The organism is Mesorhizobium sp. M1B.F.Ca.ET.045.04.1.1 (genome assembly GCF_003952465.1).
GTDB lineage: Bacteria > Pseudomonadota > Alphaproteobacteria > Rhizobiales > Rhizobiaceae > Mesorhizobium > Mesorhizobium shonense.
The window spans coordinates 5,802,523-5,828,252 of record NZ_CP034448.1 but is presented as its reverse complement, the minus strand read 5'-3'; the positions used below and the strand labels follow the sequence as shown (position 1 = coordinate 5,828,252).

At 63.2% G+C, this 25,730-nt stretch carries 27 protein-coding genes and 1 pseudogene; 8 read left to right on the top strand and 20 right to left on the bottom strand.

The genetic code is table 11. The features are described 5' to 3' along the window. Positions 1-117: 117 nt before the first annotated feature. The gene (locus tag EJ071_RS28920; RefSeq protein WP_189521253.1) at positions 118-519 is read right to left on the bottom strand and encodes a hypothetical protein; all 402 of its coding nucleotides are present in this window, start codon (positions 517-519) and stop codon (positions 118-120) included. A 122-nt stretch (positions 520-641) separates the two neighbouring features. Here EJ071_RS28920 and EJ071_RS38755 point away from each other — a divergent pair, with 122 nt between their 5' ends. Next, complete coding sequence (locus EJ071_RS38755) at positions 642-809, top strand: hypothetical protein (protein ID WP_189521251.1); 168 nt, start codon at positions 642-644, stop codon at positions 807-809. Positions 810-831: 22 nt separating this feature from the next. On the opposite strand, the gene EJ071_RS28915 is transcribed toward EJ071_RS38755, so the two are convergent. Further along, positions 832-1,980: an amidohydrolase gene (locus EJ071_RS28915; protein WP_126100902.1), complete on the bottom strand. Its 1,149-nt coding sequence runs from the start codon at positions 1,978-1,980 to the stop codon at positions 832-834. 333 nt (positions 1,981-2,313) lie between these two features. Here EJ071_RS28915 and EJ071_RS28910 point away from each other — a divergent pair, with 333 nt between their 5' ends. After that, positions 2,314-2,670 carry a hypothetical protein gene (locus EJ071_RS28910; RefSeq protein ID WP_245460007.1) on the top strand — a complete coding sequence of 119 codons (357 nt, stop codon included), beginning with the start codon at positions 2,314-2,316 and terminating at the stop codon, positions 2,668-2,670. Between the two features lie 258 nt (positions 2,671-2,928). Then, positions 2,929-3,906, top strand: coding sequence for an EamA family transporter (locus tag EJ071_RS28905; RefSeq protein ID WP_126100900.1), 978 nt, complete (start codon positions 2,929-2,931; stop codon positions 3,904-3,906). A 660-nt stretch (positions 3,907-4,566) separates the two neighbouring features. Here the strand turns inward: EJ071_RS28905 and EJ071_RS28900 are convergent. The 9 genes and pseudogenes from EJ071_RS28900 to EJ071_RS28855 form a co-directional block, all read right to left on the bottom strand. Beyond that, on the bottom strand, positions 4,567-4,830 hold the full coding sequence (locus EJ071_RS28900; protein WP_126100899.1) for a hypothetical protein: 264 nt from the start codon (positions 4,828-4,830) through the stop codon (positions 4,567-4,569). Continuing rightward, on the bottom strand, positions 4,827-5,168 hold the full coding sequence (locus EJ071_RS28895; protein WP_126100898.1) for a hypothetical protein: 342 nt from the start codon (positions 5,166-5,168) through the stop codon (positions 4,827-4,829). The genes EJ071_RS28900 and EJ071_RS28895 overlap by 4 nt, the downstream gene beginning before the upstream one ends. Positions 5,169-6,073: 905 nt before the next feature. Next, positions 6,074-7,162 carry an ABC transporter ATP-binding protein gene (locus EJ071_RS28885; RefSeq protein ID WP_245460006.1) on the bottom strand — a complete coding sequence of 363 codons (1,089 nt, stop codon included), beginning with the start codon at positions 7,160-7,162 and terminating at the stop codon, positions 6,074-6,076. 69 nt (positions 7,163-7,231) lie between these two features. Beyond that, positions 7,232-8,374: an extracellular solute-binding protein gene (locus EJ071_RS28880; protein WP_126100895.1), complete on the bottom strand. Its 1,143-nt coding sequence runs from the start codon at positions 8,372-8,374 to the stop codon at positions 7,232-7,234. Further along, positions 8,371-9,213, bottom strand: a complete 843-nt coding sequence (locus EJ071_RS28875) for an ABC transporter permease (protein ID WP_126100894.1) — start codon at positions 9,211-9,213, stop codon at positions 8,371-8,373. Before EJ071_RS28875 ends, EJ071_RS28880 begins: the two co-directional genes overlap by 4 nt. Before the next feature lie 16 nt (positions 9,214-9,229). Then, positions 9,230-10,108 (bottom strand): ABC transporter permease, encoded by an 879-nt coding sequence (locus EJ071_RS28870; protein WP_126100893.1) that lies wholly within the window; start codon positions 10,106-10,108, stop codon positions 9,230-9,232. A gap of 223 nt (positions 10,109-10,331) precedes the next feature. Further along, positions 10,332-10,775, bottom strand: coding sequence for a hypothetical protein (locus tag EJ071_RS28865; protein WP_126102763.1), 444 nt, complete (start codon positions 10,773-10,775; stop codon positions 10,332-10,334). Between the two features lie 289 nt (positions 10,776-11,064). Beyond that, entirely contained in the window at positions 11,065-11,787 is a 723-nt protein-coding gene (locus EJ071_RS28860) for a haloacid dehalogenase type II (RefSeq protein ID WP_126100892.1), read from the bottom strand. After that, positions 11,784-12,756, bottom strand: a pseudogene (locus EJ071_RS28855) (DMT family transporter). The gene EJ071_RS28860 and the pseudogene EJ071_RS28855 overlap by 4 nt, the downstream one beginning before the upstream one ends. Positions 12,757-12,964: 208 nt before the next feature. Here EJ071_RS28855 and EJ071_RS28850 point away from each other — a divergent pair. Beyond that, entirely contained in the window at positions 12,965-13,855 is an 891-nt protein-coding gene (locus EJ071_RS28850; protein ID WP_126100891.1) for a LysR family transcriptional regulator, read from the top strand. A 149-nt stretch (positions 13,856-14,004) separates the two neighbouring features. Here the strand turns inward: EJ071_RS28850 and EJ071_RS28845 are convergent, their stop codons facing one another. From EJ071_RS28845 to EJ071_RS28830, 4 genes are all read right to left on the bottom strand, one after another. Further along, positions 14,005-15,324: an HlyD family type I secretion periplasmic adaptor subunit gene (locus EJ071_RS28845; RefSeq protein ID WP_126100890.1), complete on the bottom strand. Its 1,320-nt coding sequence runs from the start codon at positions 15,322-15,324 to the stop codon at positions 14,005-14,007. A gap of 3 nt (positions 15,325-15,327) precedes the next feature. After that, positions 15,328-17,097, bottom strand: a complete 1,770-nt coding sequence (locus EJ071_RS28840) for a type I secretion system permease/ATPase (RefSeq protein WP_126100889.1) — start codon at positions 17,095-17,097, stop codon at positions 15,328-15,330. Positions 17,098-17,111: 14 nt separating this feature from the next. After that, the gene (locus EJ071_RS28835; RefSeq protein ID WP_126100888.1) at positions 17,112-18,539 is read right to left on the bottom strand and encodes a family 16 glycosylhydrolase; all 1,428 of its coding nucleotides are present in this window, start codon (positions 18,537-18,539) and stop codon (positions 17,112-17,114) included. A gap of 343 nt (positions 18,540-18,882) precedes the next feature. Next, complete coding sequence (locus EJ071_RS28830) at positions 18,883-19,674, bottom strand: pyrroline-5-carboxylate reductase dimerization domain-containing protein (protein ID WP_126100887.1); 792 nt, start codon at positions 19,672-19,674, stop codon at positions 18,883-18,885. 138 nt (positions 19,675-19,812) lie between these two features. On the opposite strand from EJ071_RS28830, the gene EJ071_RS28825 reads away from it, so the two are divergent. Further along, entirely contained in the window at positions 19,813-20,043 is a 231-nt protein-coding gene (locus EJ071_RS28825; RefSeq protein WP_126100886.1) for a hypothetical protein, read from the top strand. A gap of 23 nt (positions 20,044-20,066) precedes the next feature. Here EJ071_RS28825 and EJ071_RS28820 read toward each other — a convergent pair whose 3' ends face one another. The 3 genes from EJ071_RS28820 to EJ071_RS28810 all read right to left on the bottom strand — a co-directional run bounded on the left by EJ071_RS28820 (position 20,067) and on the right by EJ071_RS28810 (position 22,724). Further along, on the bottom strand, positions 20,067-20,768 hold the full coding sequence (locus tag EJ071_RS28820; RefSeq protein ID WP_126100885.1) for an SDR family oxidoreductase: 702 nt from the start codon (positions 20,766-20,768) through the stop codon (positions 20,067-20,069). A gap of 289 nt (positions 20,769-21,057) precedes the next feature. Next, complete coding sequence (locus EJ071_RS28815) at positions 21,058-22,281, bottom strand: patatin-like phospholipase family protein (RefSeq protein WP_126100884.1); 1,224 nt, start codon at positions 22,279-22,281, stop codon at positions 21,058-21,060. A 149-nt stretch (positions 22,282-22,430) separates the two neighbouring features. Beyond that, the gene (locus EJ071_RS28810; protein ID WP_126100883.1) at positions 22,431-22,724 is read right to left on the bottom strand and encodes a DUF1330 domain-containing protein; all 294 of its coding nucleotides are present in this window, start codon (positions 22,722-22,724) and stop codon (positions 22,431-22,433) included. Between the two features lie 181 nt (positions 22,725-22,905). On the opposite strand from EJ071_RS28810, the gene EJ071_RS28805 reads away from it, so the two are divergent. Next, the gene (locus EJ071_RS28805) at positions 22,906-23,109 is read left to right on the top strand and encodes a hypothetical protein (protein WP_126100882.1); all 204 of its coding nucleotides are present in this window, start codon (positions 22,906-22,908) and stop codon (positions 23,107-23,109) included. Between the two features lie 17 nt (positions 23,110-23,126). After that, entirely contained in the window at positions 23,127-23,294 is a 168-nt protein-coding gene (locus tag EJ071_RS38750) for a hypothetical protein (protein ID WP_189521249.1), read from the top strand. A gap of 16 nt (positions 23,295-23,310) precedes the next feature. On the opposite strand, the gene EJ071_RS28800 is transcribed toward EJ071_RS38750, so the two are convergent. Next, positions 23,311-23,754 carry an SRPBCC family protein gene (locus EJ071_RS28800; RefSeq protein ID WP_126100881.1) on the bottom strand — a complete coding sequence of 148 codons (444 nt, stop codon included), beginning with the start codon at positions 23,752-23,754 and terminating at the stop codon, positions 23,311-23,313. 247 nt (positions 23,755-24,001) lie between these two features. Continuing rightward, complete coding sequence (locus EJ071_RS28795; protein ID WP_126100880.1) at positions 24,002-24,901, bottom strand: SMP-30/gluconolactonase/LRE family protein; 900 nt, start codon at positions 24,899-24,901, stop codon at positions 24,002-24,004. Between the two features lie 96 nt (positions 24,902-24,997). Between EJ071_RS28795 and EJ071_RS28790 the strand changes: the two genes are divergently transcribed. Beyond that, positions 24,998-25,717 (top strand): FadR/GntR family transcriptional regulator, encoded by a 720-nt coding sequence (locus tag EJ071_RS28790; protein ID WP_126100879.1) that lies wholly within the window; start codon positions 24,998-25,000, stop codon positions 25,715-25,717. The last annotated feature ends 13 nt before the right edge of the window (positions 25,718-25,730 follow it).

Here is a 25,730-nt window from a genome sequence, read left to right as displayed (position 1 = left end):
TCCTCCGAAGAGATGTTTCGGTCGGTCCCAGGTGATGTTGTCGTTGCCGCGTGAGAGTAGGAATGGCTGCCAGGGCAGGCAAGACCGCTGGTGCTGCCCGTCCTACGTCGCCGAAAGTCAATCGCTGGCGAGCCCTAAACCTTTGGGCTTGGACGACGATCGCGGTTGCCTGGATTGCGGGCGCACGACCCTGCCGGCAACGGCAAGGACAATTCGTCCTACGGCAATCCCCATCAAGCCGGCCGCCGCTTTGACGAGGGCATCTTGGAGACGGGCATGTCGGCCGGGATCGATCGCCTGGAGCAGTTCCAATACGCCGGCCACGGTGCAGACAAACAGCATTGCCTGCACCAGGCGGGCGCGGAATCCGAAGGCCAGGGCAAGGCCGAACAGGGCATAGGCCAGGGCGCGTTCCAGATTCGCGTCACCAAGATGCGGCCGCATTTGGATCGGTGAGAGCGTGGCGAATGCAATGGCCGCAAGCATGACGAGCGCGGCAAGACGGGAGATCGAGGTCATCCCCGCTCATACAGGCGGTGGGCCGGCATAACAATACAGGCGCAGGCGAGCGCGCGCGAAGCGCGCCGGATCGGTGGCGGCAAGAGGTGTCCGCCCGACCCTCGCGCACTAGATGATAGGCAATGGATACGCTCTTTGCCTTGCTGCTGTTTGTAGCGGTCATCGCAATCATCTTTCTCGCCGGCAGATGGAACACGTCGGATGCCGACCACTATATGGGCTTCGACAATCTCCGCAGGCCCCGCAAGAGGGGAGCTCCGAACGGCGGCAAGGAAGCGAAAGAGGAGTGAGGGCCGCGCCATCCTTCAAACCTCATCCAAGAAGATTGCGCGCCGTGCGCATGAATATTTTCGAGCCGATCGGGATCAGGTCGTCCGGGAAGTCGTAGTCCGGATTGTGCAGCGCCGGGTAGCGCTCGCCAGCACCCAGGAAGAACATCGCCGACTTTGCGTTGTGACCGAAGATGCCGAAATCCTCCGAGGCGCGCATCGGCAGCGCTTCCTCGCCGCGCGGTACGTCTTCCTCGTCGAGCGCGCGGGTCAGATGCTCCACCGCATCCGGCGCATTGACGCTGGCCACGAAAATCTCGTGATAGTCGTGGCGGGCGGAAAGGCCATGCTCGGCGGCTATCTTTGCCGCCAGCGCTTCCGCGGCAGCGCAGAGATAGGTCATGCGCTCGTCGCGCCGGGTGCGCAGCGTCGCCCAGATCTCGGCATATCCGGGCGCGATGCCGAACACCGCCTCGCCCATCGAGCAATGGGTGACGGTCACCATGCCGAAATCGTCGTCGGCGAAGGTGCCGCGCCCGAGCGCCGGCAACTGCGGCATCAACTGGCTCATCGCCAGCATCGGCGACACGCCGGTTTCAGGCATGGAGGAGTGCGCGGTCTTGCCCTCGAGCACGATCCGCATGCCGCGCGAGGCGCAGTTGACCACGCCGGCCTTGAGCCGCACCTCGCCGAACGGCACGCCCGGCAGATTGTGCAGCGAGAAGGCGAAATCCGGCGCGATCTCGGAAAAGCGCGGATCGGCGACGACGCCGGCTGCGCCGTTGCCGGTCTCCTCCGCCGGCTGGAACATCAAAACGACGCGGCCGCGAGCGGGCCTCTGGCGCCCGAGTTGGCGGCCGAGCGCGGCCAGGATCGCGGTGTGCCCGTCATGGCCGCACATATGCGACTTGCCGGGCACCTGCGAGGCATGCTCGACGCCCGACAGCTCATGGATGGGCAACGCGTCGAGCTCCGAGCGGAACAGCACCGTCGGCCCGGCCTGCCCGCTGTCGTAGACGGCCGCCACGCCGTGGCCGCCCAATCCGGTCAGCACCTTGTCCGGGCTTGTTTCGGCGAGGAAGTCGACGACTTCTCGTGCCGTCTTCTCCTCCTCGTTGGATATCTCCGGCTGCTGGTGCAGCTTGCGCCGCCATGCCGTCAGTTCGACGAGATCTCGATTGGTCAGGGTCATGGTGTTCGGCTCCGCTTGTGCTTGCAGCTCACACAAACACAATAGGGTTTTGCCCGTGCCGTGCCATGCTCGCAAATTGCAATAGTCCATGGGAACCATAGGGCCAAGAGCAGGGTTTGGCTGTGCAGCCTCAGCTTGAGGCACAGTCACCGATCAAGGAAGAGCCCGATGAAATTTCCACACGGAGCGACAGCAGCTGCCGCTGCTTTGATATTCGCGAGCATCCCGGCCTTGGGCCAGACGACCGGGACGCCAGCGCCCACCACGACGCAGCAGCCCGGACCCACACCGCTGCCGGAGGCCAGCGGTCAAGCCGGAGGCCCTACGCGCGACATGATCCGCCAGATGATCGACGAAGCACTTCAGGAAAAGCTGCAGGAAGATCGTGCGCCTGAACGAGGGCCTCGGCACCGCGAACGTTGGCGCCGAAATGCCGGAGGAGGCCCGCATATGGGCCACGGGATGGCTGGAAGATCCAATTGGATGGGACCTCGCACGATGCATGGCGCCAGGATGCAAATCCTGTTCGCGATAGTGGATGCCGACGGCGATGGCGCACTATCGCAGAGCGAGGTTCAGGATGCGGTCGGAAGGATATTCAACGCTGCCGACGAGGACGGCGATGGCAGCGTCGACCTGGGCGAGATCCAGTCGTTCATGCATGGCTCCAGCGGCGGGAACATGCAGTAGCAGCTCTCAAATGATCGCAGCCGGAATTTGCCTGCGGCCGCTTCGCGCCGGAGACAATGCCGCCATGCATTGACGCGCCCGCGGCAAGAAAATCGTAGGTAAGCAGCGCCGCCGACCAAGAAACTCGGCGGGTTACTGTCCGACGTCGGAGCATTGCGCGTCGCGACCCCTCCATCCGGAACCATATATGTGACACCCGCAGATTGAGATATATTGCGGCCCACGTTCGCGTCTGACGTTCATCGAATGGGGGATGACATGCAGGCAGTGCCGATAGCGCATCACGTGCAGCAACCTGCTCTCGCCTCGATACCCTCGCTGAGCGGCTATCCGGCCGCCGTGCTGTGCTGGCTTCTGTCGGCCGGCGTCTACATCGCAGCCAAGTGGGTGGCGCCGGAAATGCCGCCCTGGGGCCTCTGCTTCTGGCGGCTGACGCTCGCCTGCGCCATCCTGCTGCCGATCGTGCACCGCCATCACGGCGCGATGATCGCGCTTCTCAAATCCCGGCCCCTGGAGATCGTCGCCGTCGGAGCGATCGGCCTGACGCTCTGCCAGGGCCTGATCTACCATGGCCTCGCGGCCACCGACGCGACCACGGCCGGCATCATCATGGCGCTGTCCCCGGTCATGACGATGGTGCTCGCGCGTTTCGTGCTTGGCGAGCCGCTCGGGCTTGGGAAGTCGCTCGGCGCGCTGGCCGCGCTCGCCGGCATGCTGGTCATCGTCGCGCACGGGGATCTTGCGGCGCTGCTTCAGCTTCAGTTCAATCCCGGCGAATTGTGGATCGTCGGTAGCGCCTTTTGCTGGGCGCTCTACACGGTGCTCGTACGCGGCTCCAAATTCGGCATCGAACTGTTGCCGCTGGTCGTGCTCCTGCTCGGCGCCGGCGCGCTGGTCGCGCTGCCCTTCCATTTGTGGGAGATCTTCAACGACGAGCGCTCCGCCATGAACGCCAACGGCCTGCTCGCGCTCGCCTATCTGGCAGGCCCCGGCGGCGCCCTGATGTACTATCTCTACAACCGCAGCGTGGAAACGCTCGGCGCCAGCCGGGCGAGCATGCTGCTCTATCTGCAGACGCTGTTCGTCGCCATCCTCGCCTATCTGCTGCTCGGCGAGAGCCTGCATGACTACGACCTGCTCGGCGCCGCCTTCATCGTCGCCGGCATCGTACTCGCCACGGCAACCAAGCCCAAAGCAATGCGCAATTCATCCGGTCGCGTCAGACAGGGCAGGTGAAGAGGACCTAACAGGCTGTGGAAAAAGGAGATACCCGTTTTGAATCTGATTTGTGCTCGGTCTGATTCTGATGCGTTCCGTGAACAAAACAGTTTTTCAACAGCCGTCATCGCTCGATGTTCCGCCGTTTTGACCGATGCATGTCGCCAAAACTGCGCACGGTTTTGGAGAACGACGTGCACAAAAACAAGAGACTTGAAGCGCGTCGCCTGAATCCGTTTCGACGCGACGCGCTTCAAATAGCCCGGCCTGCTTTGGCGGATAAAATCGGCACATGGCAGCAAGCCGGGCTGTGCGCCGGCGTTGGGCTGGGGGGGCGGGGTAGCCGGCGCCGGGACAAAGTGTTCGTTTGCTGGCGATTCGACAATTGCAACAGAGGTCTGTTGTCTCTGAGCAATGGTCCTATTGCATGTCGCCCAAAAGTGCGCAGCGGTTTTGGGAGAACGACATGCATCGAAACAAAGACTGAAGCGCGTCGCCTGAACCCCATGTCTGCGCGACGCGGTTTGGTGCGGGACGGATGAGTATCTTGATTATCGCGGTCAACCGTACTGCGCAGTCACCGCTTCCGTCCCGTGTCCAATAGGAAGTTGATCGCTTCTCCCAACAAAAAAGCCGTCCCAGGCGGGTGGGACGGCCTTCTCATGGTATAGCGGAGTCTCAATAAGATGTTTTGGGCGCTGCCGTTGCGGGTGCTGCTGTCTTGGCCGCGGCCTTCGCAGCGTGCTTCTTGTGCTTCATCGGGCACTTGTGCGTCTTGGTCACTTTGCAGACCTTCTTGGCGGCGACCTTCTTCGGAGCAGCCTTCGCCGGAGCGGCGGCTGCCGGAGCGGTAGTCATGGTAGCGGCCGCGTTGCCGAGCACCGGCATCGAGAAGGCGAGGGCAACGGCGAGGCCGAGGGCGGAAAGGAGGGACTTTTTCATGGTTTTTTCTCCTTGCTGTGCAGGTCGGGTTTGGGTGTCACTGCATCCGGGTCGATCGGTGTCACGCCAAGCAGTTTCAGAGCGTTCGCAAGCATCCGGATTCCCTGTGCCTGCTTCTTGTTGGCGCAGAACCGGTTTCCCTTTCTTTGCAGTGCTTTCGCCGCGGTGACCTGCATTGACGCGGCATGGGTTTCGAGGGCTTCGTCAACTTGGCGGCTGAGATTGGTGCAGCGCTCGGTACGGGTGGTCGCAACCTTTGCCCCGCCAGCTTCGACCGGGCCGGTGACGAGCGACACGCCGAGCAACGCACCCATCAAGCTGATCGAGAACCTTTGCATCGCTTGTCGCCAATCCGAACAAGTGCTGCTGCACTGCAGCCGATGACTGACCCTCTCCAGGCAATTCTACGCCTGAACCATTTCTGGAGTTTTTCTGCTATGTTTCTGAATTGTGTCTGAGGCGCTGGCGGAGCGCCTTTGACGAGGCGCATTTGACCGCCTGCTCGGTGGCTATTCACCTAAATTTGCCAAGGAATTGGCTAACGTACATATCGACCAAGCTGCCGACGCGCCAACGGTATAATCGCACGGCCACTCTTTGCCGCCCCATAATCGTCTCTGCATGTTCTGTTGCAAGTTTGAGCAACGTTTCCGCGACTTCCTGCGCCGACCAGCCTTTAAGAACGGAGGCCTTCACCAATGCCCGAAACGCGGGCTCGAGGGCGACCTCGCAGTTGACGGCGCGATCGGGGCTGCCTTCAGAAAGCAAGGGAGGTTCAATCGGCGGTATCGCAGCCATGCACCCAGAAAGCGCAAACGTCGAAAATCGTTCCGCCTGTCATTGGCCCTTGTGGCAGCAACCGGTGGGCATTTTCAATCCGGACACTGACATTTGATGCAACGTTCAGCGTGCCCTCTTGGTTTTGGTTGAGGAGGATTTGGCATATGAGAGAACATGTAGGAGACGGTTCCCAAGTCCGAACTGATGACAAGCAGTTGGTCGCTCTGTTGAAGGAAAAGGCAGGTATCTCGGAGGCTGAAGCCTGCAAGCTGATATAAAGGAGGTCGGGCACGACCGCCATTCGCTTCTGCGAGAAGCCCGATTTCTGAAAGCGAGGCATTGATCGGTCGCGGCCGCCACGCTTGCCTCAGACTGGGCAAGCTTGCCGAGGGCCCCTGGCGCTTGTCCGGCGGCGAACCGATCGCCCCTGCGAAGCCGGAGACGCGCTGCGGCTCAAGGCGTTCTACGAAATCCGTCGCCCGCTCTCATCCAGCAAAACACAGCCGCCCGGATCGAACCCGACCTCTATCGCCTCGCCTTCACGAACGACGCGGCCGTTGATCGGGGCATTGGCCCGCAGGCTCGTCTTGCCGCCGATGTCGATCTCGTAGATGGCGCTGCCGCCGAGATACGAGGTGGAGACGACGCGGCCGGACAGCCGGTTGGCGCCCGCCGTCGCACCCACCGACAGTTTTTGCGGCCGGACCACGACGGTGACCTTGCTTCCCTGCGTCAGCGGCCTCGGCGACGTCACATGGACCGTCTGGCCTGCGGCAAGCGTGATCGCTGTCGGTCCATCGGACTTGCTGACGGTCCCGGCAAGCATGTTGGCCTTGCCGAGGAAATCGGCGACGAAGGCAGTGGCAGGCCGCTCGTAGACCTCCTCCGGCGTGCCGATCTGTTCCACAGAGCCGGCATTCATCACCACGATGCGGTCCGACATGGAGAGCGCTTCTTCCTGATCGTGCGTGACGAAGATGGCGGTGATGCCGGTTGCCTTCTGGATCTTCTTAATCTCGACGCGCATTTCCTCGCGCATATTGGCATCGAGCGCCGACAGCGGCTCGTCGAGCAAAAGCACCTGCGGCTCGAAGACGATGGCTCGCGCCAGCGCGATGCGCTGCTGCTGCCCGCCCGACAGTTGCGAGGGCAGTTTCCTCTCGCTGCCCGGCAGCCGCACCATGTCGAGCGCCTGGCCGACCCTGCGGGCAATCTCTGGTTTCGGCACCTTGCGGTATTTCAGGCCGAAGGCGACATTGTCGAATACGCTCTTGTGCGGGAACAGCGCATAGCTCTGGAACACCAGCCCGATGTTGCGCTTGTAGATCGGCACGTCGTCGACCCGCCTTCCGTCGATCATGATCTGGCCGCCCGATATGTCGACCAGCCCGGCGATGGAGCGCAGGATCGTCGTCTTGCCGCAGCCCGACGGCCCGAGCAGCGTGACGAAGCTGCCCTTGCGGATCGAGAGCGAGAAATCGCGCACCGCGACGAACTTGCCATAGGCGATGTCGATGTCGCGGAACTCGACCGCCGGCTTATCCGCGCCCACGCCGGAGACCGCGCCGGGGGAGGGTGCCCCGGCCGAGACCGGCCGGGGGCTGATGACGATACGCGGCTGTCAGGCACCTTTCGCGATCCTGTCCCACTGCTTGGTCCAGGCGTCCTCGTTGGTCGCCCAGTAGACCGGATCGGCGAAGGTCAGCGCCTTCATTGAGCCGGTCTTGTCGAAGGCCGGCAGCTTCTCGATCTTTTCGGTGAGCTTGACCTTTGTCGGGTCGAGCGACGGCGGATAGCTTTGACCCTCGGCCACCGCGATGGAGGTCGCCGGATCGAGCATGAAGTTGATCAGCTCCTCGCACTCGGCCATCGGCGAGCCTTTCAGGATCAGCATGTCCTCCATCCAGGCATAGGAGCCGGCCGGATCGAGATAGCCGATCGGATGGCCCTGGTCCTGCAAGGCGGCGACGCGGCCCGACCAGGCGTCGGTCACCACGATCTCGCCCTTGGAGAGCAGGTCCATCAGCTCGGCGCCGGAGCTCCAGAACTTCTTGGCGAGGTCGCGCGTCTCGCGCACCTTGGCCCAGATCGTGTCCATGTCCTTGATGTTGTTGGGATCCTGTCCGGTGGCCAGAGCCGCGTACCAGACGCGCGTGGTCATGTCGGCATAGCCGCCGACCTTGCCGGCATATTTCTTGTCGAGCAGCAGGGCAGCACCCTTTTCCTTCGCCTCCTCCGGCGAGATCACCTTGGTGTTGTAGGCGATGCCGGTGGTGCCGTAGTCGTAAGGCACGGCCGAGAGTTTTGGCGTCAGCTTGCGGAACGGCTCGATCATCGGCTGCAGCACATTCGCCATGTTGGGAATGTTGGCCTCGTTGATTTCCGAGTTCATCCCGGCGTTGATGTATTTGATGTAGTAGTTGACGCCGGACGAATGCACGATCTGGAAGTCGCCGGGCTTCGCCGTCTTGATCTTGGTGATGATCTCGTTCTCGTCGCCGAACGTGCCCTGCACCACCTTGATCTTGGTCTTGGCCGTGTAGGGTTGGAAGGCATATTTGTCGATCGCGTCCTGCACCGTCCCACCCCAGCCGTCGAAGCGCACCTGCTCGACCGCGGCGAGCGCCCGGCTCATCCACGGCATGGAGAGGCCAGCCGAGGCCGCGGCGGCGGCGGTCAGGCTCAGGAAAGTGCGGCGGCTGAGATCGCCGTTGACGTAGCGGTCGTGCAGCCGTTCCAGCCGCTTGGTGGTGGTCAGTTTCATCGTGCTTCCTCCTTTGGTTCGCCGCGTCTTTTCAATCTGGTCAGGCTTTGCATGAGCACGCCGCCGATCAGCGGGATGCCGACGGTCACCAGGATCATGACCGTGCCGAGCGCGTTTATCTCCGGGCTGATCGAGATTTTCAGCATCGAAAGGATCTGTGTGGGCATCGTCTCGACGCCGGCCGGCCGCCAGAACAGGCTGGCCGAGGTGTTGTCGAACGAGATGGTGAAGGCGAGCAGCGCGCCCGCAACGACCGCCGGGATGAGCAGCGGCAGCGTGATCTCGCGGAAGGACGAGAAGCGCGAGGCGCCGAGCGAAAGGGCGGCCTCCTCATAGACGCGCCGGATGCCGACCATGCGCGCCTGGGTGATCAGCACGACATAGGGCACCGCGAGCAGGATATGGCCGAGCACCAGGAGAAGCAGGGTCCGCGGCTGGTCGACCGCCTTGATCAGCACCAGGAGGCCGACGCCCAGAATGGTTTCCGGCACCAACGCCGGCAGGATCACCAGCGTGCTCAGCGTCTGCTTGCCGGGGAATTCGAAACGCACCAGCGCGAACGAGGTGACGACGCCTATCGCCGTGGTGGCTATCGCCGTGACCAGGGCGATCCATAGCGACGTGCGGAAGGCGGCCAGCACCGCCTCGTTGGCCATCAGCTTGCCGTACCATTGCAGGGAAAAACCGGTCATCGGGAAGCCGCCGAACATCGAGGCGTTGAACGACAAAATGACGGTCGCCGCGATCGGCGCGAACATGAAGATATAGACGCAGAGCGTGACGAAGCCGGTGAGCCGCCACGCCCATTTGCCTTCCTTGTTCGGCCGCGCCGCTTTCATCTGACCAGTCCCGTTATCATCCACCAAGTCCTTTCACGATCTGCGACATGCCCATGTAGCGGGTGTAGATGGCGGCGAAGAAGCCGAGCACGACGAACAGCACGATGGAGAGCGTGGCGCCCATCGGCCAGTTCAGCTCGCTCATGATGGTGTCGTAGATCAGATTGCCGAACAGCGCGTCGCGCCCGGAGCCCAGAAGCTGCGGCGTCACATAGCTGCCGGCGGCCAGCACGAAGCAGAGCAGCAGGCCAGCCGCGAGGCCGGGCAGCGAGAGCGGCAGCGTGACCTCGCGGAACGCCTGCGCGCTGGTGCAGCCCATCGAGCGGGCCGCCGAGATCAGCGTGCGGTCGATGCTTTCAAGGCTCACATAGACGTTGAGGATCATGTAGGGCAAAAGGAAGTGCAGCAGCCCCATGATGACCGCGCCCTCGGTGTAGAGCATAGGCAGCGGCTCGCCGATGACGCCCATTTTCATGAGCGCGACATTGATGACGCCTTGCTCTCCGAGGATGTTGATCCAGGAAAAGGTGCGGATGGTGAAGCTGATCCAGAACGGCACGATGAGCAGGAGAAGCAGCAGCCACTTGTGCTTGAAGCTGGTGGCCCAGATGAAATAGGCCGGAAAATAGCCGAGCACACCGCAGAGCAGGGCGGTGATGGCGCCGACCCTCAGCGTCTTCAACAGGAAGCCGTGATAATAGCTGTCGGTGAGGAATTCGTGCCAATTGGCGCTTGTCAGCGCGCTCGTCTCCACGCCGGCGGTGACGAAGGTGAAGAAGGTATAGGCCGCCATCACGGCTATCGGCAGCACCAGGAAGAAGATCAAGAGCAACAGCACCGGCGCGATCAGCATCCAGGCCAGCCGTGGATCATACAAGGTCCATCGATTTTTCATGCGCACCCGAAGGTCCGCGCTTTCTTCGAAGCGCTTGGTGTTCCCGCAGTGAAGATTGTTTCATTGCCGCCGCGATGTCCACAGGCGGCGGTCCAAATTCCATTCTGCCAGACGGGTGCTCGCGATTGCGCCAAAGGCAGTGCAGGGGAGCCGGGGCAGACCATGCCGCCAGCGGCTCATCTTGGCAAATCGGGTTCATCGATGACGAACCCAGCGACGGCCCTTACCTCTTCAGTCCGATGCTCATGCCGCTGAGATCGGCGTTGACCTGCAGGCCGACCTGCCTGCCGGTGAGTTCGAGCCGGGCGCCCTTGTCGTTGGTCATGACGATTACCTGCGCCCCTCGGCCGAGCGCGCCACCACCGCCGGCCGCGCCGTACACCCCCGTCACATCCCGGGCGCGGCGAATATTGCGCACCTTACCCTGGAAATAGGTCTTGGAGGCCCCGAAGGCGAGGCCGCCCGAGATGCCGCCGATCGAGATCGGATAGCGGCGACCATGGAAGGTCAGCGTGCCCTCGCCGCCGGAGCCGCCGATAAAGAAGGCCGCCTTGTAGACGGAAAAGCGGATCGAGCCGCTGTCGGCGTGCGCGGCGCTGGCAAAGCTGACGCCCGCGGCCGCGATGACGGCAACCGCGGCTGAACGGAACCTGGACGAAATCTTCATCATGGAGAACTCCTCAAAGATCGCTGCTTGCCCAATCGGCCGGGCAGGTCAGCGTCGCATCAAAGCTATAGCTGAACAGTCTCGCACGCCTTTAGTTCCAAGGCTCGCGGACTGAATCCGGCCGCGAGAAGACCGCCACGAAACGAGGCCGATGGCGAACATGGTCTTGGCTGTGAGAACGGTGGCCCGCAGCTTGTCGCCGCGCCCACCGCTCCGTGAACGCCCGCGCCAAAGAATCCAACATCGACCGGGCGACGTACTGGAAGAAAGTCCGGTCGACGGTCGGCTATCAGCCACGCAATTCTTGCGCATGCGCCTTCGCGAAGTCGGCCATGCTGTCGAAGCGGAAATCGACCTTTGGCATGTCACCGGGGTGCATCGTGGCACCAAAACCCTGGTCGGCGTGACGACGGTAGATCCAGCACGATTTGAGACCCAGGCGACTGGCCGGAACGTGATCGTGGAACATGCTTTCGGCCGTGTGCAGGATCTGTCCCTTCGCGACGCCGATCGTCCCGAGCTTCTCCAGCATATAGTCGAAGTTGCGTTCGGAAGGCTTGTAGGAGCCGATATCCTCCGCCGTGTATATCGCGTCGAAATCGACGCCGAGCTTCTTGTTGCTGAACGAAAAGCTCTTATTGTCGACGTTGGAGAGGATGATCAGCTTGTAGTGCTGCTTGAGATACTGCAAGGCCTTCGCGGAGTCGGCAAAGGCCGGCCAGTCCTTCACGCTTTCGCCGTAGGTGATGCATTCCTCTCGAGTGACGACGACGCTCCATTCCTCGGCAAGCCGCCTGTAGACGATCGCCAGAAGGTCGCTGTAGCGCCTTTCCGGAGTCCATTTCTGCTGACTGGATTCGTGCCGGGCGTGCGCCTCGAGTATCTCGTTGCGGCTCAAGCTGCGGCCGGTCCGCTCGGTCAGCGGCTTCAGACCGTCGATCATGCCGGTTTCCCAGTCGATGAGCGTGCCGTAGCAGTCGAAAGTCAGGGCCTTGAAATCTGTCAGCTTCATGGGATTACCCTCCTTGTTGTTGATGGTGAGCGATTATCCGACAGGCTGCTCGCATGAGCCCAAACGCGCTCGTCCTTCGATGCGGCGCCCCTCGATGATGTGAGCCAGACCCCGAACAGCGTCACCGCAAGGCCGACGAACATCGCCTTCGAAAGCGGCTCGGCGAACATCGACCAGCCCCAGAGCATCGTCGCCGGCGGGCTGAGATAGATCACGCTGCTGACCTGCGCGGCCGGGTAGAGGCGCAGGCTTGCGTAATAGGTGCCGTAGCAGAAGAAGGTTCGAAAACAGCACCAGCCACGCGATGCCGAACTGGAAACGGCCATCGAGAGGTGGCATCAGCCCGCCATTCCATCCGGAACAGGCGGCGAAAAGGACAGAGGCGGTCAGGGATTGAATGCAGAGGCTCCGGTGAATCGGCATATTGATCGTCCCCAGCCGCTTCTGCACCACTGTTGCCAGCGCCAAAACCATCATGGACGCGACCGTCAGGACATAGGCCCAGGCCGGGGCCGTCCCCAGCGTCAGGCTGTCCAGCGAGACGATGAGTACGCCGGTCGCTCCGAGAGCCGTTCCGATCCATTGCCTCCCGCTCAACCGCTGACCCAGAACCGACTGCGACAAGGCTGCGATGGCGAGAGGGACGAGATCGGAAATGAGCGCGACCAGGCCGGTCGGCACGCGCTGGCCGATGGCTAAAGCGAAGCCGCCGAGATAGAGGAACATCATCGCCACGCCGAACATCATCTGCTGGATCAGCGCGCGCGCGCCGATGCGCGGCCCGATCAGGAGAGCAAATGGCAGAAGGATCAACCCGGACAACAGGGTCCGCCAGAACAGGACCAGCATGACATCGGCGTTCTCGCTGGCGTAGCGGATGCCGACGAAGCCGGAACTCCAACTCAGGACCAGGGCCGTCGCCATGATCGGCCATGCGAGGGGATGGGTCTGGTTCTTGAGGAGCGTCATGGGTTGTCTTTTTCAGGCGGGTCCATGTTCCGGAAGCGGACCACGGGCAATCTTCGGCGCTGACTTATGTCGACACGCACGCGCGGTTGCACATGACAAATTTCGATACACCCATGAAATAGCCATGAAACTTGGCATATGAGTTTGCCTGAATATCGGTTCTGCGTCAGAGGTTGGCGCGTTGCTTTCATTTCGAACGAGGATTGTCATGGCTGGAGTTATGAGTCGCCGCCTGGATGTCGATGCCCTGCGGGCGCTGGTCGCGATCGAGAAGCATGGCGGTGTCACGCGTGCGGCCGAGGTGCTCGGCCTGTCGCAATCGGCTGTCAGCCACAAGATGAGGAGACTGGAAGCGAGCCTCGACTGCGAGATCCTCAGCCGGAAGGCAAATGCGCCGATGTTCACCACGGCCGGGCACGATCTCCTGGGTTATGCGCGGCGCATCCTGGGAATCCATGACGAAGCGATCCTGAGCCTCTCGAAAAGCACGCTGCAAGGCAAGATCGCGCTCGGAATGACCGAGGATACGACCTGCACGGACCTCTCACGCATTCTTGGCCGGTTTCGCCGGCTCTATCCCGAGGTGAGCGTCCGTACGCAAGTGCGCATGAGCCTCGTCTTGCAGGAGCAGCTCAGCCAGGGAGCCCTCGATGCGGCAATCGTGCAAGTGTTCCAGCACGAGGTCCGCCCCGCCGACATCGTGCTGTACCGCGAAACGCTGCACTGGGTGAAGTCTCCGGACCTGGTCCTGTCGAAGGAAAAGCCGATCCCGTTCCTTTCCTTCGACGAGGACTGTTTCTATCGGCGCTGGGGCCTCGATCTTGGGCAGGACGAAGGGACGGTGTTCGAGACCGTGTTCGAATGCTCAAGCGCTGCCGGCATCATCGCAGGCGTGACCTCTGGGCTCGGCGTCGCGCTGTTGAGCCAGCGGCACCTGCAGCCCGGCATGGAGATCGTCGACAGGGACTTCCCCAAGCCTCCGGACCTGGCCTATGTGGTCAGGCGCGCGCGCAACGCTCGAAATCCCGCGCTGGAAACTTTGGTCAGCGAAATCGAAGCCGAAGTAAAACGTTACGGAGCGCTTCAAATCGCCGTCTGAGCGCGTCACGCTGCTGCTGCGGAGGGAAAGCTGTGCACGCTGGTGACGACCGCCCGCAGCTCCGATAAACTGAGATATCGGATTTCGCGCATAAAGTAGATTTATCGGAAGTAGACCATAAAACGGACTTATGTGAATTGGCACATAAGCTACCTTTCCGCGAACGCCCGCGCGAATGAATCGATCATCGGCCGTGCCAGGTACTCGAAGAAAGTCCGGTCGCCGGTGTTGATGAAGGCTTCGACCGGCGTTCCTGGATAAAGCTGCTCTGCCTTCACGCCGGGAGGCAGGGCATCTGCGATCTTCAGCTTGGCGCGGAAATAGGGTTCGTGGGTGGTCGCGTCGACTAGCCGATCGGCGGAGATCTGCGTGACCGTGGCCGACACCTCGGGCGTCAGGCGCATGTTGAGCGCGGACAGCCTGAGCTTGGCCGGCTGGCCGACGCGCACTTGGTCGACGTCCTTCGGCCGCAGCTTCGCATCGACGTTGAGACCGGATGCCGTGGGCAGGATCTCCATGATCTTCTCGCCGGGCGCGATCACGCTGCCCTTGGAATTATAGGTCGACGACACCACGATGCCGGCGGCCGGCGCCTTGATCGTCGTGCGCTGAAGCACCGCCCCGGCCGCCCGCATCTGTTCCCCGATGTCGGCGAGGTTGGTGCGGACCTCGTCGAGCTTGCTCAGCGCCTCTTCCACGCGCTGCGTGGTCAGGCGCTCGACTTGCACCTGAGCTTCGACGATCTGGCTGTTGGCCGCGGCGAGGTTTGCCTCCAGCGCGCCAGCCTGGCCGACGAGATCGGCCTCTGAGCGCAGAAGCTGCGAATATTCGGTGCGGTTGGTGAGCCCCTTGTCCAAAAGGCCGGTCTTGATGCCGAGTTCCTTCTTCACCACTTCGGACTGCTGTTCGATGGCGAGCTTCTGGGCGTTCAAGCCCACCACCGACTCGCGATGCATGGCGACGCGCTGCGCCATGATCGATTGCTCCGACCGGAACCGGGCGAGCCTGGCGTCGAACTCCTTCTGCCGTTCGCGAAGCAGGTTCTGGAAGTCTTGCTGGAACGGCGCGGGCGCGGCGTCGGCGATCGGCGCCAGCCTGTCCAGCCCGTCGCGTTCGGCCTCCAGCCGCGCGGCGCTTGCCTTGAGCGCGATCGACTGTCTGGTCAGCCGGTTGAGGTCGGCCTGCGCGGCCGTCCGGTCGAGGAGGATGAGATCCTGGCCCTGCCGCACGCGGTCGCCTTCGTGGACGAGCAGTTGCTGGATGATGCCGCCCTCGGGCTGCTGGATGAGGATGTTGCCGCCGGTCGCCGAGATCGTGCCTTGCGTGATCACCGCGCCGGACAGCGGCGCGCTCATCGCCCAATAGCCGAAGCAACCCACGAAGATTGCGATTGCCGCATATCCGGCCAATGCCACGCGCCGGAAGTCGGTGCGTGGCTGCCTATCCCAAGCGAGGCTCTCTACCGTCATCGTCTACGACCCGAAGCGGATGCCGTGGGCGCGGATCGTCGGCGCGAACGAGCCGGTCACCACCGTGCCCTGCTGTGCTGGGTTGCCGGCAATTGGCTGCCTGAGCAGCTCGCCGCTCGGACCGAAGGCCTCGATCACGCCGCCGCGCAAGAGCATCACGCGGTCGCAGGCGGCGGCGATCGAAGGGCGGTGCGTGATCACGATCGTCGTGACGCCGGCCGCCCGCGCGGCGGTAAGCACCGCCTCGAGCGCCGCTTCGCCGCTGCCGTCGAGATGGGCGCCGGGCTCGTCGAGCACCAGGATGCGCGGATTGCCGTAGAAGGCGCGCGCCAGCCCGATCCGCTGGCGCTCGCCGCCCGACAGCGTCCTGTCCGACGGGCCGACCCTGGTCTGGTAGCCGTCGCTCAGCGCCAGGATCAGCTCATGCGCCTCGGCGCGCTTTGCCGCTTCGATGATCGCGGCGTCCTCCGCATGCGCGTCGAAGCGGGCGACATTTTGCGCGATCGATCCGGGAAAGAGCTCCACTTCCTGCGCCAGGTAGCCGATTTTTCTTCCAAGCTGGTTTTCGTCCCAGGTCCGGAGGTCGGCGCCGTCGATCCTGACCGCGCCGCCGGTCGGCTGGGCGGCACCGACAAGCAGCCGCGCCAGCGTGGATTTGCCGGCGCCGCTCGGGCCGACGATCGATACCGCCTCGCCGGCGCCGATTTGGAAATTCAGCCGCTTGAGGATGGGTTCGGTGCCGGGCTGGGCATTCGGCGCCATGAAGAAAACGTCCTGCACGGAAATCGCGCCAGACGGATCGGGCAAGGTCAGCTTACGCGCTTGCGCCGGCTGCGCCGCTAGCGCCGTCTCCAGCCGCTTCCAGGCCCGCCGGGCATCGACGATCTGCCGCCAGGAGCCGATCAGCTGATCGAGCGGCTGCAGCGCGCGAGACGACACCAGCGAGGATGCGAAGATCATGCCTGCCGTCATCTGGCCTTGCAGCACCAGCCATGCACCGGCGCCGAGGATCGCGAGCTGCAGCACCATGCGCAGCGCCCGCGATGCGCCGCTGAAGATCGCGTTGGCGCCTGCGGACCGGTCATGCAGGACGAGCGCATCGGCGACATGGCGTCCCCAGGCCCGCGCGGCGTTCTCGACCATGCCCATGGCGCGCAGCGTTTCGGCATTGCGGGCAAAGACCTGTTCCGCTTGGGCAGCAAGGGCCGAGCGTTCCGCGGACAAGGCATCGTTCCTGCCAATGGCAAGCTGGTTCGCCACGACCAGGAGAACGAGGAGTACCGTGCCGGCGAGCGTCACCCAGAACAGCACCGGATGGATGAGGTAGAGCAGAGCGAGGAAGACGGGTGCGAAGGGCAGGTCGAACAGCACCGCCACGCCGCGCGACCGGACGAAGGCGCAGACCGAGGCGAGGTCGCGCAACGGCGACAGGCCGCCGGCATATCTGGGTGCAAGTGATGCGGCAAATGTCGTCGCGCCCAGCTTTTTATCGACGGTCGCCGCGACGCGTTGCGTGTAGACGGCGCGGACCGCGTCGAGAAAGCCGAGAAAGCCGAGCGCCATCACCGCGATGGCCGACAGGTAAAGCAGTGTCTCGACGCTGGAGGAGGGCAGGACGCGGTCATAGACCTGCAGCAGATAGAGCGGGATCACCAGGAGCAGGATGTTGATCAGCAGCGAGAAGACGCCGACATCGGCGATGGCGCGCATGAACACCCGCCGCAGGCTCGACTGCCCCGCGCGTTTCCCTGGCGGATCGTTCTCCCGGAACATGGCGCGCCGGCCGCCTAGGTCGTATGCTCGCCCGTGATGTTCAAATTGCTCTGCTGCAGATCGTCCAGCGTATAGGCGTGGATGTAGTCGATCTTCATCTGGGCCGGCGTCGCCAGATGATCCGGCGGCGCGCCGGCCTGGCCGCCAACCGCGAGATCGACGAGCATGTACATCGGCTTGTTCATGTCGGACGGCGTCGCCGCTTCGGCGACCTGCACGCCGTCATAGGTCCAGATAAGCTTGTCCGGCGTCCACAAGAGGCCATAGGTGTGGAAGCCTTCGGTGTCGGAGACGTTCACCGTCGACCCGACCTTGGTGTGCGTTCCCGTCTCATTCGTGTGCGCGGTCATCAGGAGCTGGTTCGGGTTCTGTCCGTACATTTCCACGACGTCCAACTCCGGCGGCCACGAGCCGTCTTCCGGTAGCAGCCAGAAGGCCGGCCAGGCGCCGGCGTTTTCAGGCAGGTCGGCCCGCATTTCGAAATAGCCATAGGTCTGCGAGAAGGTGTCGTGCGTCGTAAGCAAGCCGGACGTGTATTCATAGTTGTTGATCAGCGGCTTGATGTCCGCCGGCGCCTGTGCCGCGGTGATGGTCAGCACGCCATTGCTGTCGACGCTGAACGGGTGGACGGAGCTCGTCGGGCCGTAATTGGCGTCGATATACCACTGCAACTCGTTGTTCTGCGTCAACGTGCTGCCGTTCGGCGCCCCCCACCAGAAATTGGTGTCCCATGTGCCGCCTTGGCTATTGTGGAGGCTGAGCGAATTGAAGTCGTCGGAGAAGGACAGCGTCATGCCGGACTTGTCGATCGGCAGCTCGAACTGGCTGGCCTGCATCTTGTCGGCGGTGGTGTTGTTGAACACCAGCACCTCGTCGGATCCGAGGTTGAGCAGGAGGTTCGACCCGGCTTGCACCATATGCGCCTTGACGTCCGCGAAGGACATGAAGTCGTAGCCATTGAGGCGCACCGTGTCGTCCGCGCCGAAATCGGTGATCAGGTCGCTGCCATGGCCCTTGGTGATGATGAAAGTATCGGCGCCGCCGCCGCCGATCAGCACGTCGTTGCCGAGGCCCCCGTCAAACGTCTGGCTGCTGGTGCCGCCCTTGATGATGTTGTCGAGCGAATTGCCGAACGCGTAGTGGTTGTTGCCTGTGACGACGAGGTTCTCGAAATTGTCGGGCAGCTTGTAGCTCATCCAGGTGTCGATCGTGTCGATGCCTTCGCCGGGCAGCTCGACCGCCCGGTTGATCGCCGAATAGAGGTGGTAATAGTCGTCGCCCGCGCCGCCATACATGGTGACGTTGACGCTGGTGTCGCCCCAGAAGGAATCGTTGCCGGAGGTGCCGTGCATTTCCGGTCCGGCCCCGCTTGCCGAGAACCAGTGGGTGGATGTGCCGGTATAGGGAAGAGGAACACCCTTGGCGTTGATGACGGTGGCCATAGGACAGTCCTCCTTGCGGTGCACGGTCTGCTAGAATCGATCGATGCGAGTTCAACCGGTCGATGCCGGATCAACTTCTAATTCAGGTTATCGTTCCAAGGAATTGTCCTATAGTACAGAGAAAAATTATATTTCAGCGATCAATTCTTTAAGACAGATAGAATAAGGGATTTCTAATACAATTTAAACGCGAGGCTCGGTAAATTTTACTCAATATTGCAAGAATTTCTGCCAAAAGATTGAGCAGATCGACGCTGATGAATGCATTTATTGCGGCTCAGCCGTCCGACCTGAGAGACGGTTCGGAAATGGCGGATGGATGGCGTGATGGACGGTCGTCCGCTCACGCCTTGCCCATCGCGATCGACTTCAGGAATGCCGCCGCCAGTCCCTTCGCCACCGCCTCGTCGAAGCCTGCTTCGCGCATCGTCTCGATCGCGGCCGCTGTCGTGCCGCGATAGCCGAGGAAGGCCGCCACCGTGTCGGCAGGTGAAGCGTCGTTCAACTCCAGCAGCCGGCCGGTGCCCGTGAGCACGGTGTTGACGGCGCGGCGCGCGACCTCCGGCGAGAGGCCGAAGGCGACGGCGTCGCGCATCATCGCCTCGGCCAAGAGGGCAGGGAAGGCCGGGCCCGAGCCCGTCAGGCCGGTGAGGTAGTCGATGTCGCGCTCGCTGCCGACTTCGTCCTGCACCCCACAGGCGTCGAAGATCGCGCGCACCGCTATGCGGTCCACCTCGGTGGCGTCGCTGCTCGCGATCCACGGCGTGTAGGATTTGCCGACCTCGGCGGCCGCGTTGGGCAGCGTGCGCACGACGCGGCGCGTGCCGTGCTTCTCGCCGATCTCGGCGATACGGATGCCGGCCATCACCGAGACGACCAGCTTGCCTTTGGCGTCCAGCTTGAGCGACGGCCAGTCCTGCGGCCGCACCGAAAGCATGATGACGTCGCAGCGGTCGGCGAGCGCCTGGTTGTCGTCGGTCCAGAACGATCTTGGAAAGCGGTCGGGCTTCACGCTCCTGAAGGACAGTGCAACGTCTTCCGCCTGCACGACGCCGGCCGAGAGCGCCGCGCCCGCGATGGCGCCGCCCAGCCAGCCCGCGCCGCCGACGATCCCGAGCTTGAATGAAGCGCTCATATTTGCCTCCGTTGCAGGGCCGCACGGTAGCCGTCGGGCAAACAATTTGACAGCGAAAGCGCGCGGCGGCCCGTGCCGCGGCCGCCGCCTTACCATAGGTAAGCAAAATTTCACCAAGCGCTGTTAGAAGCCGCTCCCATGGATCGCAACAAGAACAACGACATCTTTGTCCTGATGGCAGCGCTCGCCGCCATGGCGATCTACAACATTGCCTGCGGCATCAAGACAGGCGAAGTCCGGGGCAGTTCGCATTGGGTCGCCCTGGCAGACGATCCGACACGATTTTGGAACATCGTGGTCGGCAATTCGATTGTCCTGGTGGCTTCGATAGCCTTTCTATGGGTGCTCAATTCCCGCAGACCCGGATGACTTGAGGCGACGCCGGCCTTACCTCACACAGCCCTCGTTATCCCGCCATCGACGCGGATGTTCTGGCCGGTGATATAGGCCGCCCCATCCGAGGCCAGGAACGAGATAGTCGCGGCGATCTCTTCCGAGGTGCCATAGCGCTTCATCGGCACGCTGCCGCGTCGTTCCTCGGTCGCCGGCAGGCTGTCGATCCAGCCGGGCAGGACGTTGTTCATCCGGATATTGTCGGCCGCATAGGTGTCGGCGAAGATCTTGGTGTAGGCGGCAAGCCCGGCGCGCGCCACGGCCGAAGTCGGGAACATCGCGCTCGGCTCGAACGCCCATGCGGTCGAGATGTTGATGATGACGCCCGATTTTTGGCGTTGCATCACCGGCGTCACCAGACGTGTCGGGCGCACGGCGTTGAGGAAATAGGTGTCGATGCCCTTGTGCCAGTCCTCGTCGCTGATCTCGATGATCTGCGCCCGCGGCCCATGGCCGGCGCTGTTGACCAAGACGTCGATGCGCGCCCAGCGTTCCAGCGCGCCGTCGGTGAGACGCTTCAGGTCCTCGTTCGACTGGTTGGAGCCGGTGACGCCGAAGCCGCCGAGTTCGTTGCCCAGCGCCTCGCCCTTGCCGGAGGTGGAGAGCACGCCGACCTTGAAGCCGTCGGCCGCCAGCCGCTTCGCCGCCGCCGCGCCCATGCCGCTGCCGCCCGCCGTCACCAGAGCTACTTTTTCTGCCATGTCTCAATCCATTCGTTGGGGCGGGGAGCCGCCTATTGCTGAAAGCGGCTTTGTTAGCATGGACAGGGGAGGGCACGAACCGGTTTGGATTGCGCCACGATGGCGATTGGCGAAAGCGCCGGAGCGCGCAATCTCTCCCCTCGAGGGGGAGATGGCCGGCAGGCAGAGGGGGTCGTCTCACATAGATCGCCAACCTCGTCCGGCCTCGCAGAGGGGGCCGGCGCTTTACGCGCGGCGACCCCCTCTGTCGCCTTCGGCGACATCTCCCCCTCGAGGGGGGATTGTCAGCTCAAACCTTGAACGCACTCATCAGCGTCTTCGACACGACCGCGCAGCGCCCCGGCTTCACCGCGCCCGCCTGCAGCGGCACGGCCCTGCCGGCCGGCACTGTCGGCTCGTACCAGGCGCGCAGCGCCTGGTCGCTGGCGCAGTAACCCCAGTTGACGAGATCGATCGTTTCCTTGGCGCCAAGGAAATGCAGCGAGGTGCCGATATCGGCGGGCGCAGTGGCGGCGCTCTGTACGAAGGTCGGCTCGGTGGCGTCAGGCTTGGTGGCGATCGACCAGTAGACGCCGCGGGTGGCGGCATAGTCGGGGCGGGGCGCGTCATTGGGCAGGTGCTCGGCATCCTTGGCCGCCTGGAAGCGGGCGACGAGATCGCGCCGCCTGAGCGACCGCACCTGGTTGTCGGTGGTGTCGAGCACCCGCCTCAACTGCGTGAACCAGTTCCAGTAGCCGGACCTGGACGCCTGCCAGGGCGCCCCGGCATCGCTTACCAAGAGCCAGCGGCAGCGCTTCAGCGCCGGCTCGATGCCGTGATTGTCGTAGACGCCGCCATCGGTGAGCACCGCGTGGCCGGCCGGCACCGGCGGACCGACGCTCGCATCGAGCTTGTCGTTCTTCCATTCGAAGGACCTAAGGTCGAGCCTCAGCGGGGAGAGGAATGGCGGGAAGGCCGAGGAGGCGGCGATCGCCGCCGCGACCGGCAGGTCGGCACGGTAGGCGACGCCGATCCGGTAATCGGCAATGTAGCGGTTGGACATGCGAAACAGCGAGCCGGTACTGAGATTGCTGGAGCAGAAGACGAACCAGGGCCGCCTGGTCAGGCCTTTCAGCATCGGCCTCGATCCGTCGAACAGATGGCGTTCGTAGCAGGCGGCGACTTCACGCGCCGCGCTCGAAAACGGGTTGAAGACGCCCTTGAGGATCGAGGGCGCGTCGAGGAAGACCTGCGAGAAAGCCAGGATCCGCTCCAGATAAAGCGCGCGGAAATTGACGGCGACGCCGTTGACGAAGCTGAGGCGCGGCCAGAGAACGGCCAGCAGCCCGGCGGCGATCGAGCCGCCCGAGACCGAGCTCACCATGTCGATTTTCGAAAGCAGGCCGGCCTCGTTCAGCCGGCAAAGCACGCCGGCATGGAACAGCATGGCGCGGTAGCCGCCGCCCGATAGGCAAAGACCGAGATCGTAATGCTCGACCGTCTCGTCAGCTTGCGACGATGCCTGCAACTCCATCGCAGTCCCCTCCGCCTTTGCACCCGGTGCATTCGAGCTTGGCCCAATCCAGCCCAGCGCGGCTATTCTGGCAAGCGGTGGAAACGCGGAAGCCTAATGGCTCCGTCGCGGCGTGCTCTCGAGCCCAACGTCGGCGACTAGTCCGTCTCTTACCCGAGGTCCCCTTCGAAGATGACGAGCACGCGTTTTGATGCTTGGAGCGCAAACCGCATCGCTTCGCCGTAGGCCGGGTCGCTGTAGCACGCTTTGGCGATCTCCAATGACGGGAATTCGACAACGATCAAGCGTTGCGCATCACGCGCTTCCATCAGCAGCGGCGGTTCTTTCGATGGGTTGCTGCGCGCCTGATATTTTTCGCCGATCGGCTTCCACAACCGGCCATATTCGGCCTGCGCTTCCTGGTCCGAAATCGCAGTCCCGATGATTAGCCAATATCCCTTCACCGATTTGCTCTCCCGCTGATTGGTGGCCGTACGGAGAGCTAAGTCAGCGACCAGGCACCTGTCCAGATCCAAGCGCTGTGATGCCTTGATCGGGTGGAGCGGCACCGGGCCGATACCACCTGAGCGCGCTTGAACACGTGGCTGAAATTGTGCGATTGTCGCCCATCAACATAGGTGAACGATGAAGCGTACGGACAAGGCGCGGCCTTTTGTACCGACCGAAATCCACGTTGGCACGGCCACGGATGAAAAGGGCGCTATCGGCATCCTCTCGATCCGGACAACGGAAGGCCTGTTGGATATCGCTCTGGACAGACACGCCGCCGAGGCCATCGTGAACGCCATCGGCACTATCCGGTCCAAGCTGGCAGCGGCTGAAGCCTAGATCGGTGTGGCGTTTCGGTGAAACGCCAGACCGATCTGTCTTTCGGAAACGACGAAAACCGCTTCACAACTTTCCTGGAACTGTTCCAGAAAAAGAAAGCCCGGTCGCAAGCCGGGCGGAGAGGTTATGGGACGCCGAGCGAGGATCCTTCGTTCGGCGGCTACCAATTTGCACCACCATTATGACAGGTGGATGAAACCTTTACTGATTGATCTCGGGCTCGACGAGCCTTGCCAGGTTCTTGAGCGACTCCTGCCAGCCGAGATAGCAGGCCTCGGCCGGAATGGCGTCCGGAATGCCGGCCTGGGTGATCTCCATCTCCGTGCCGACGGAAACCTTCTTCAAGGTCACCGTCACCTGCATCTCGCCGGGCAGGTTGGGATCGTCGAACTTGTCCGTGTAACGTACGAGCTCACCCGGGACGAGCTCGACGTAATCGCCGCCGAAGGAATGGCTGTCGCCCGTGGTGAAGTTGCGGAAGGACATTTTGAAGTTGCCGCCGACCTTTGCCTCGAAGTGATGGACGGTGCAGGTGAAGCCGTTCGGCGGAAGCCACTTCGCCAGCGCGTCCGCCTCGATGAAGGCGCGGTAGACCTTCTCGGGCTTGGTAGCGAGCACGCGATGCAGGCGGACAGTGCTGGGCATGTCGTTTCTCCTGTTGATTGCCGGTCTATGCTCCTATGACGGACGAGGTTTGGCCAGCCCGACAGTGAGTAGAAGATTTTTTGCGATAGCGCCGCCGATCTCCCCCCTCGAGGGGGAGATGTCGCCAAACGCGACAGAGGGGGTCGCCTCGCGTGGAGCGCCGACCTCAATCGGCAGAAGCATGTCGAGCCCAGTCGGACCGACCCCCTCGGCCGCTTCGCGGCCATCTCCCCCTCGAGGGGGGAGATTATCCGAAGCGGTTGCCTGCTATTCCCCGCACGCCCGGCCGAAGCGCGAACAGGCCGCCCTCGAAGGGGCTGGCTGCAAGATGCTCCGCGCCCATCGTGAAGCGCGCGGAGGTGACGAATAGCGTGTCGAGGCCGGGGCCGCCGAAGGCGCAACTCGTCGGCCAGCTGCAGGGCAGCTCGACGATCCGGTCCAGCCTGCCGTCGGGCGCGATGCGGACGAGGCAGCTTCCGCCGACCACCCGGCAGTTCCAGACATGGCCCTGGGCGTCCATGCAGGAGCCGTCCGGCAGGCCGCGCTCGAAATCGGTAAAGAAGGGGAGGCGCTCGCCGAGCCGCCCCGCCTTCTTGTCCCAGCCATAGCTCAAGAGCGCGTTCTTCGTCGTGTCGGCGGTGATGAAGCGACCGTCCGTTAGCCACACCATCGTGTTGGTGATGCCGAACCGGTCTTCGCTCAGCCTCTGCACATCGCCGTCCGGACCGACCCGGTAGAGCTGGCCCTCATCGCTCGTGATTGCCACCGGCGCGTCGTCCGGCCCGATATTGTTGGCCATCGTTCCGACCCAGAACGAGCCGTCCGGCGCGACGACGCCCTCGTTGAGCCGCGTTTCCGGCCGGTCGGCCTCGATCGTCGCGAGCGTCCGGAACGGCCCGCCGAAATCCCATAGCGCGATCTCCTTGCGCAGGCCGACGATGGCGCCGCCGTTGGCGCGCAGGCCGACCGAGGTGACGAGGTCGCCCGTCGGCCAGCTCTCATGCGCTCCGGTCAGCGGGTCCAGCCGATGGATCCTGCGGCCGATGATGTCGACCCAGACCAGCCTTTCGCGGCGCTCGTCCCACACCAGGCTCTCGCCGACCACGTCGCGCGCATCGAAAACCAGGCTGGCTTCCGTTTCGTTCATCAGGTTCCTCCCCCGGAAATGCGCTTGACATATATCTTTTGCCTGAACTATGAGCAATTCAATAACAACCTATCATACAGGTTTCGAGGGAGCAGAATGCAGGAGCAGACGGACCCACCGGATGAGCCGAATCCTGGCCTGGTCAGCACGGCGATCCAGGCGATCACCCAGCACATCCGCTCGGAAGGCCTTGCGCCGGGCGATCCGCTGCCCAGCGAAGCCGCCATGACGCGCCAGCTCAACGTTTCCCGCACCGTCGTGCGGGAGGCCTTCCGCTCGCTGTCGGCGATGCGTCTGATCGACATGAGCGCCGGGCGCCGCGCCACCGTCGCCAAGCTCGACACCGGCGCCATGTCGATGGTGATCGAGCACGGCATCACGACCCAGCAGATCAGCGTGCAGCAGGTCTATGACGTCAGGCGCACGATCGAGATGCGCACCGTGGCGCTCGCGGCTCTGCGCCGCACCGATCAGGAAGCCGCGGCGATTGCCCGGTCGGCCCGGCTGATGCGCGAGAAATTCAAGAACCCCGAGACCGTCATGGAGCACGACATCGCCTTCCACGAGGCGATCGCGGCGGCCTCGCACAATCCGGTCTTTTCGCTCATCGTCACCGCCTTCAGCGGCGTCACGCGACGCACCTGGGTGATCGGCTGGCGCACCCGCTCCTCCGACGAGGACCAGCTCAAGATGATCAAGGGCCATGAGGACATCGCCGACGCCATCCTCAAGGGCGATCCGCGGCTGGCGGCCGAGCACATGGCCGAGCATTTCGACAAGAGCGTCAAGGCGCTGCTCGACGCGGGAATTGCCTGAGATGGGGATTGCC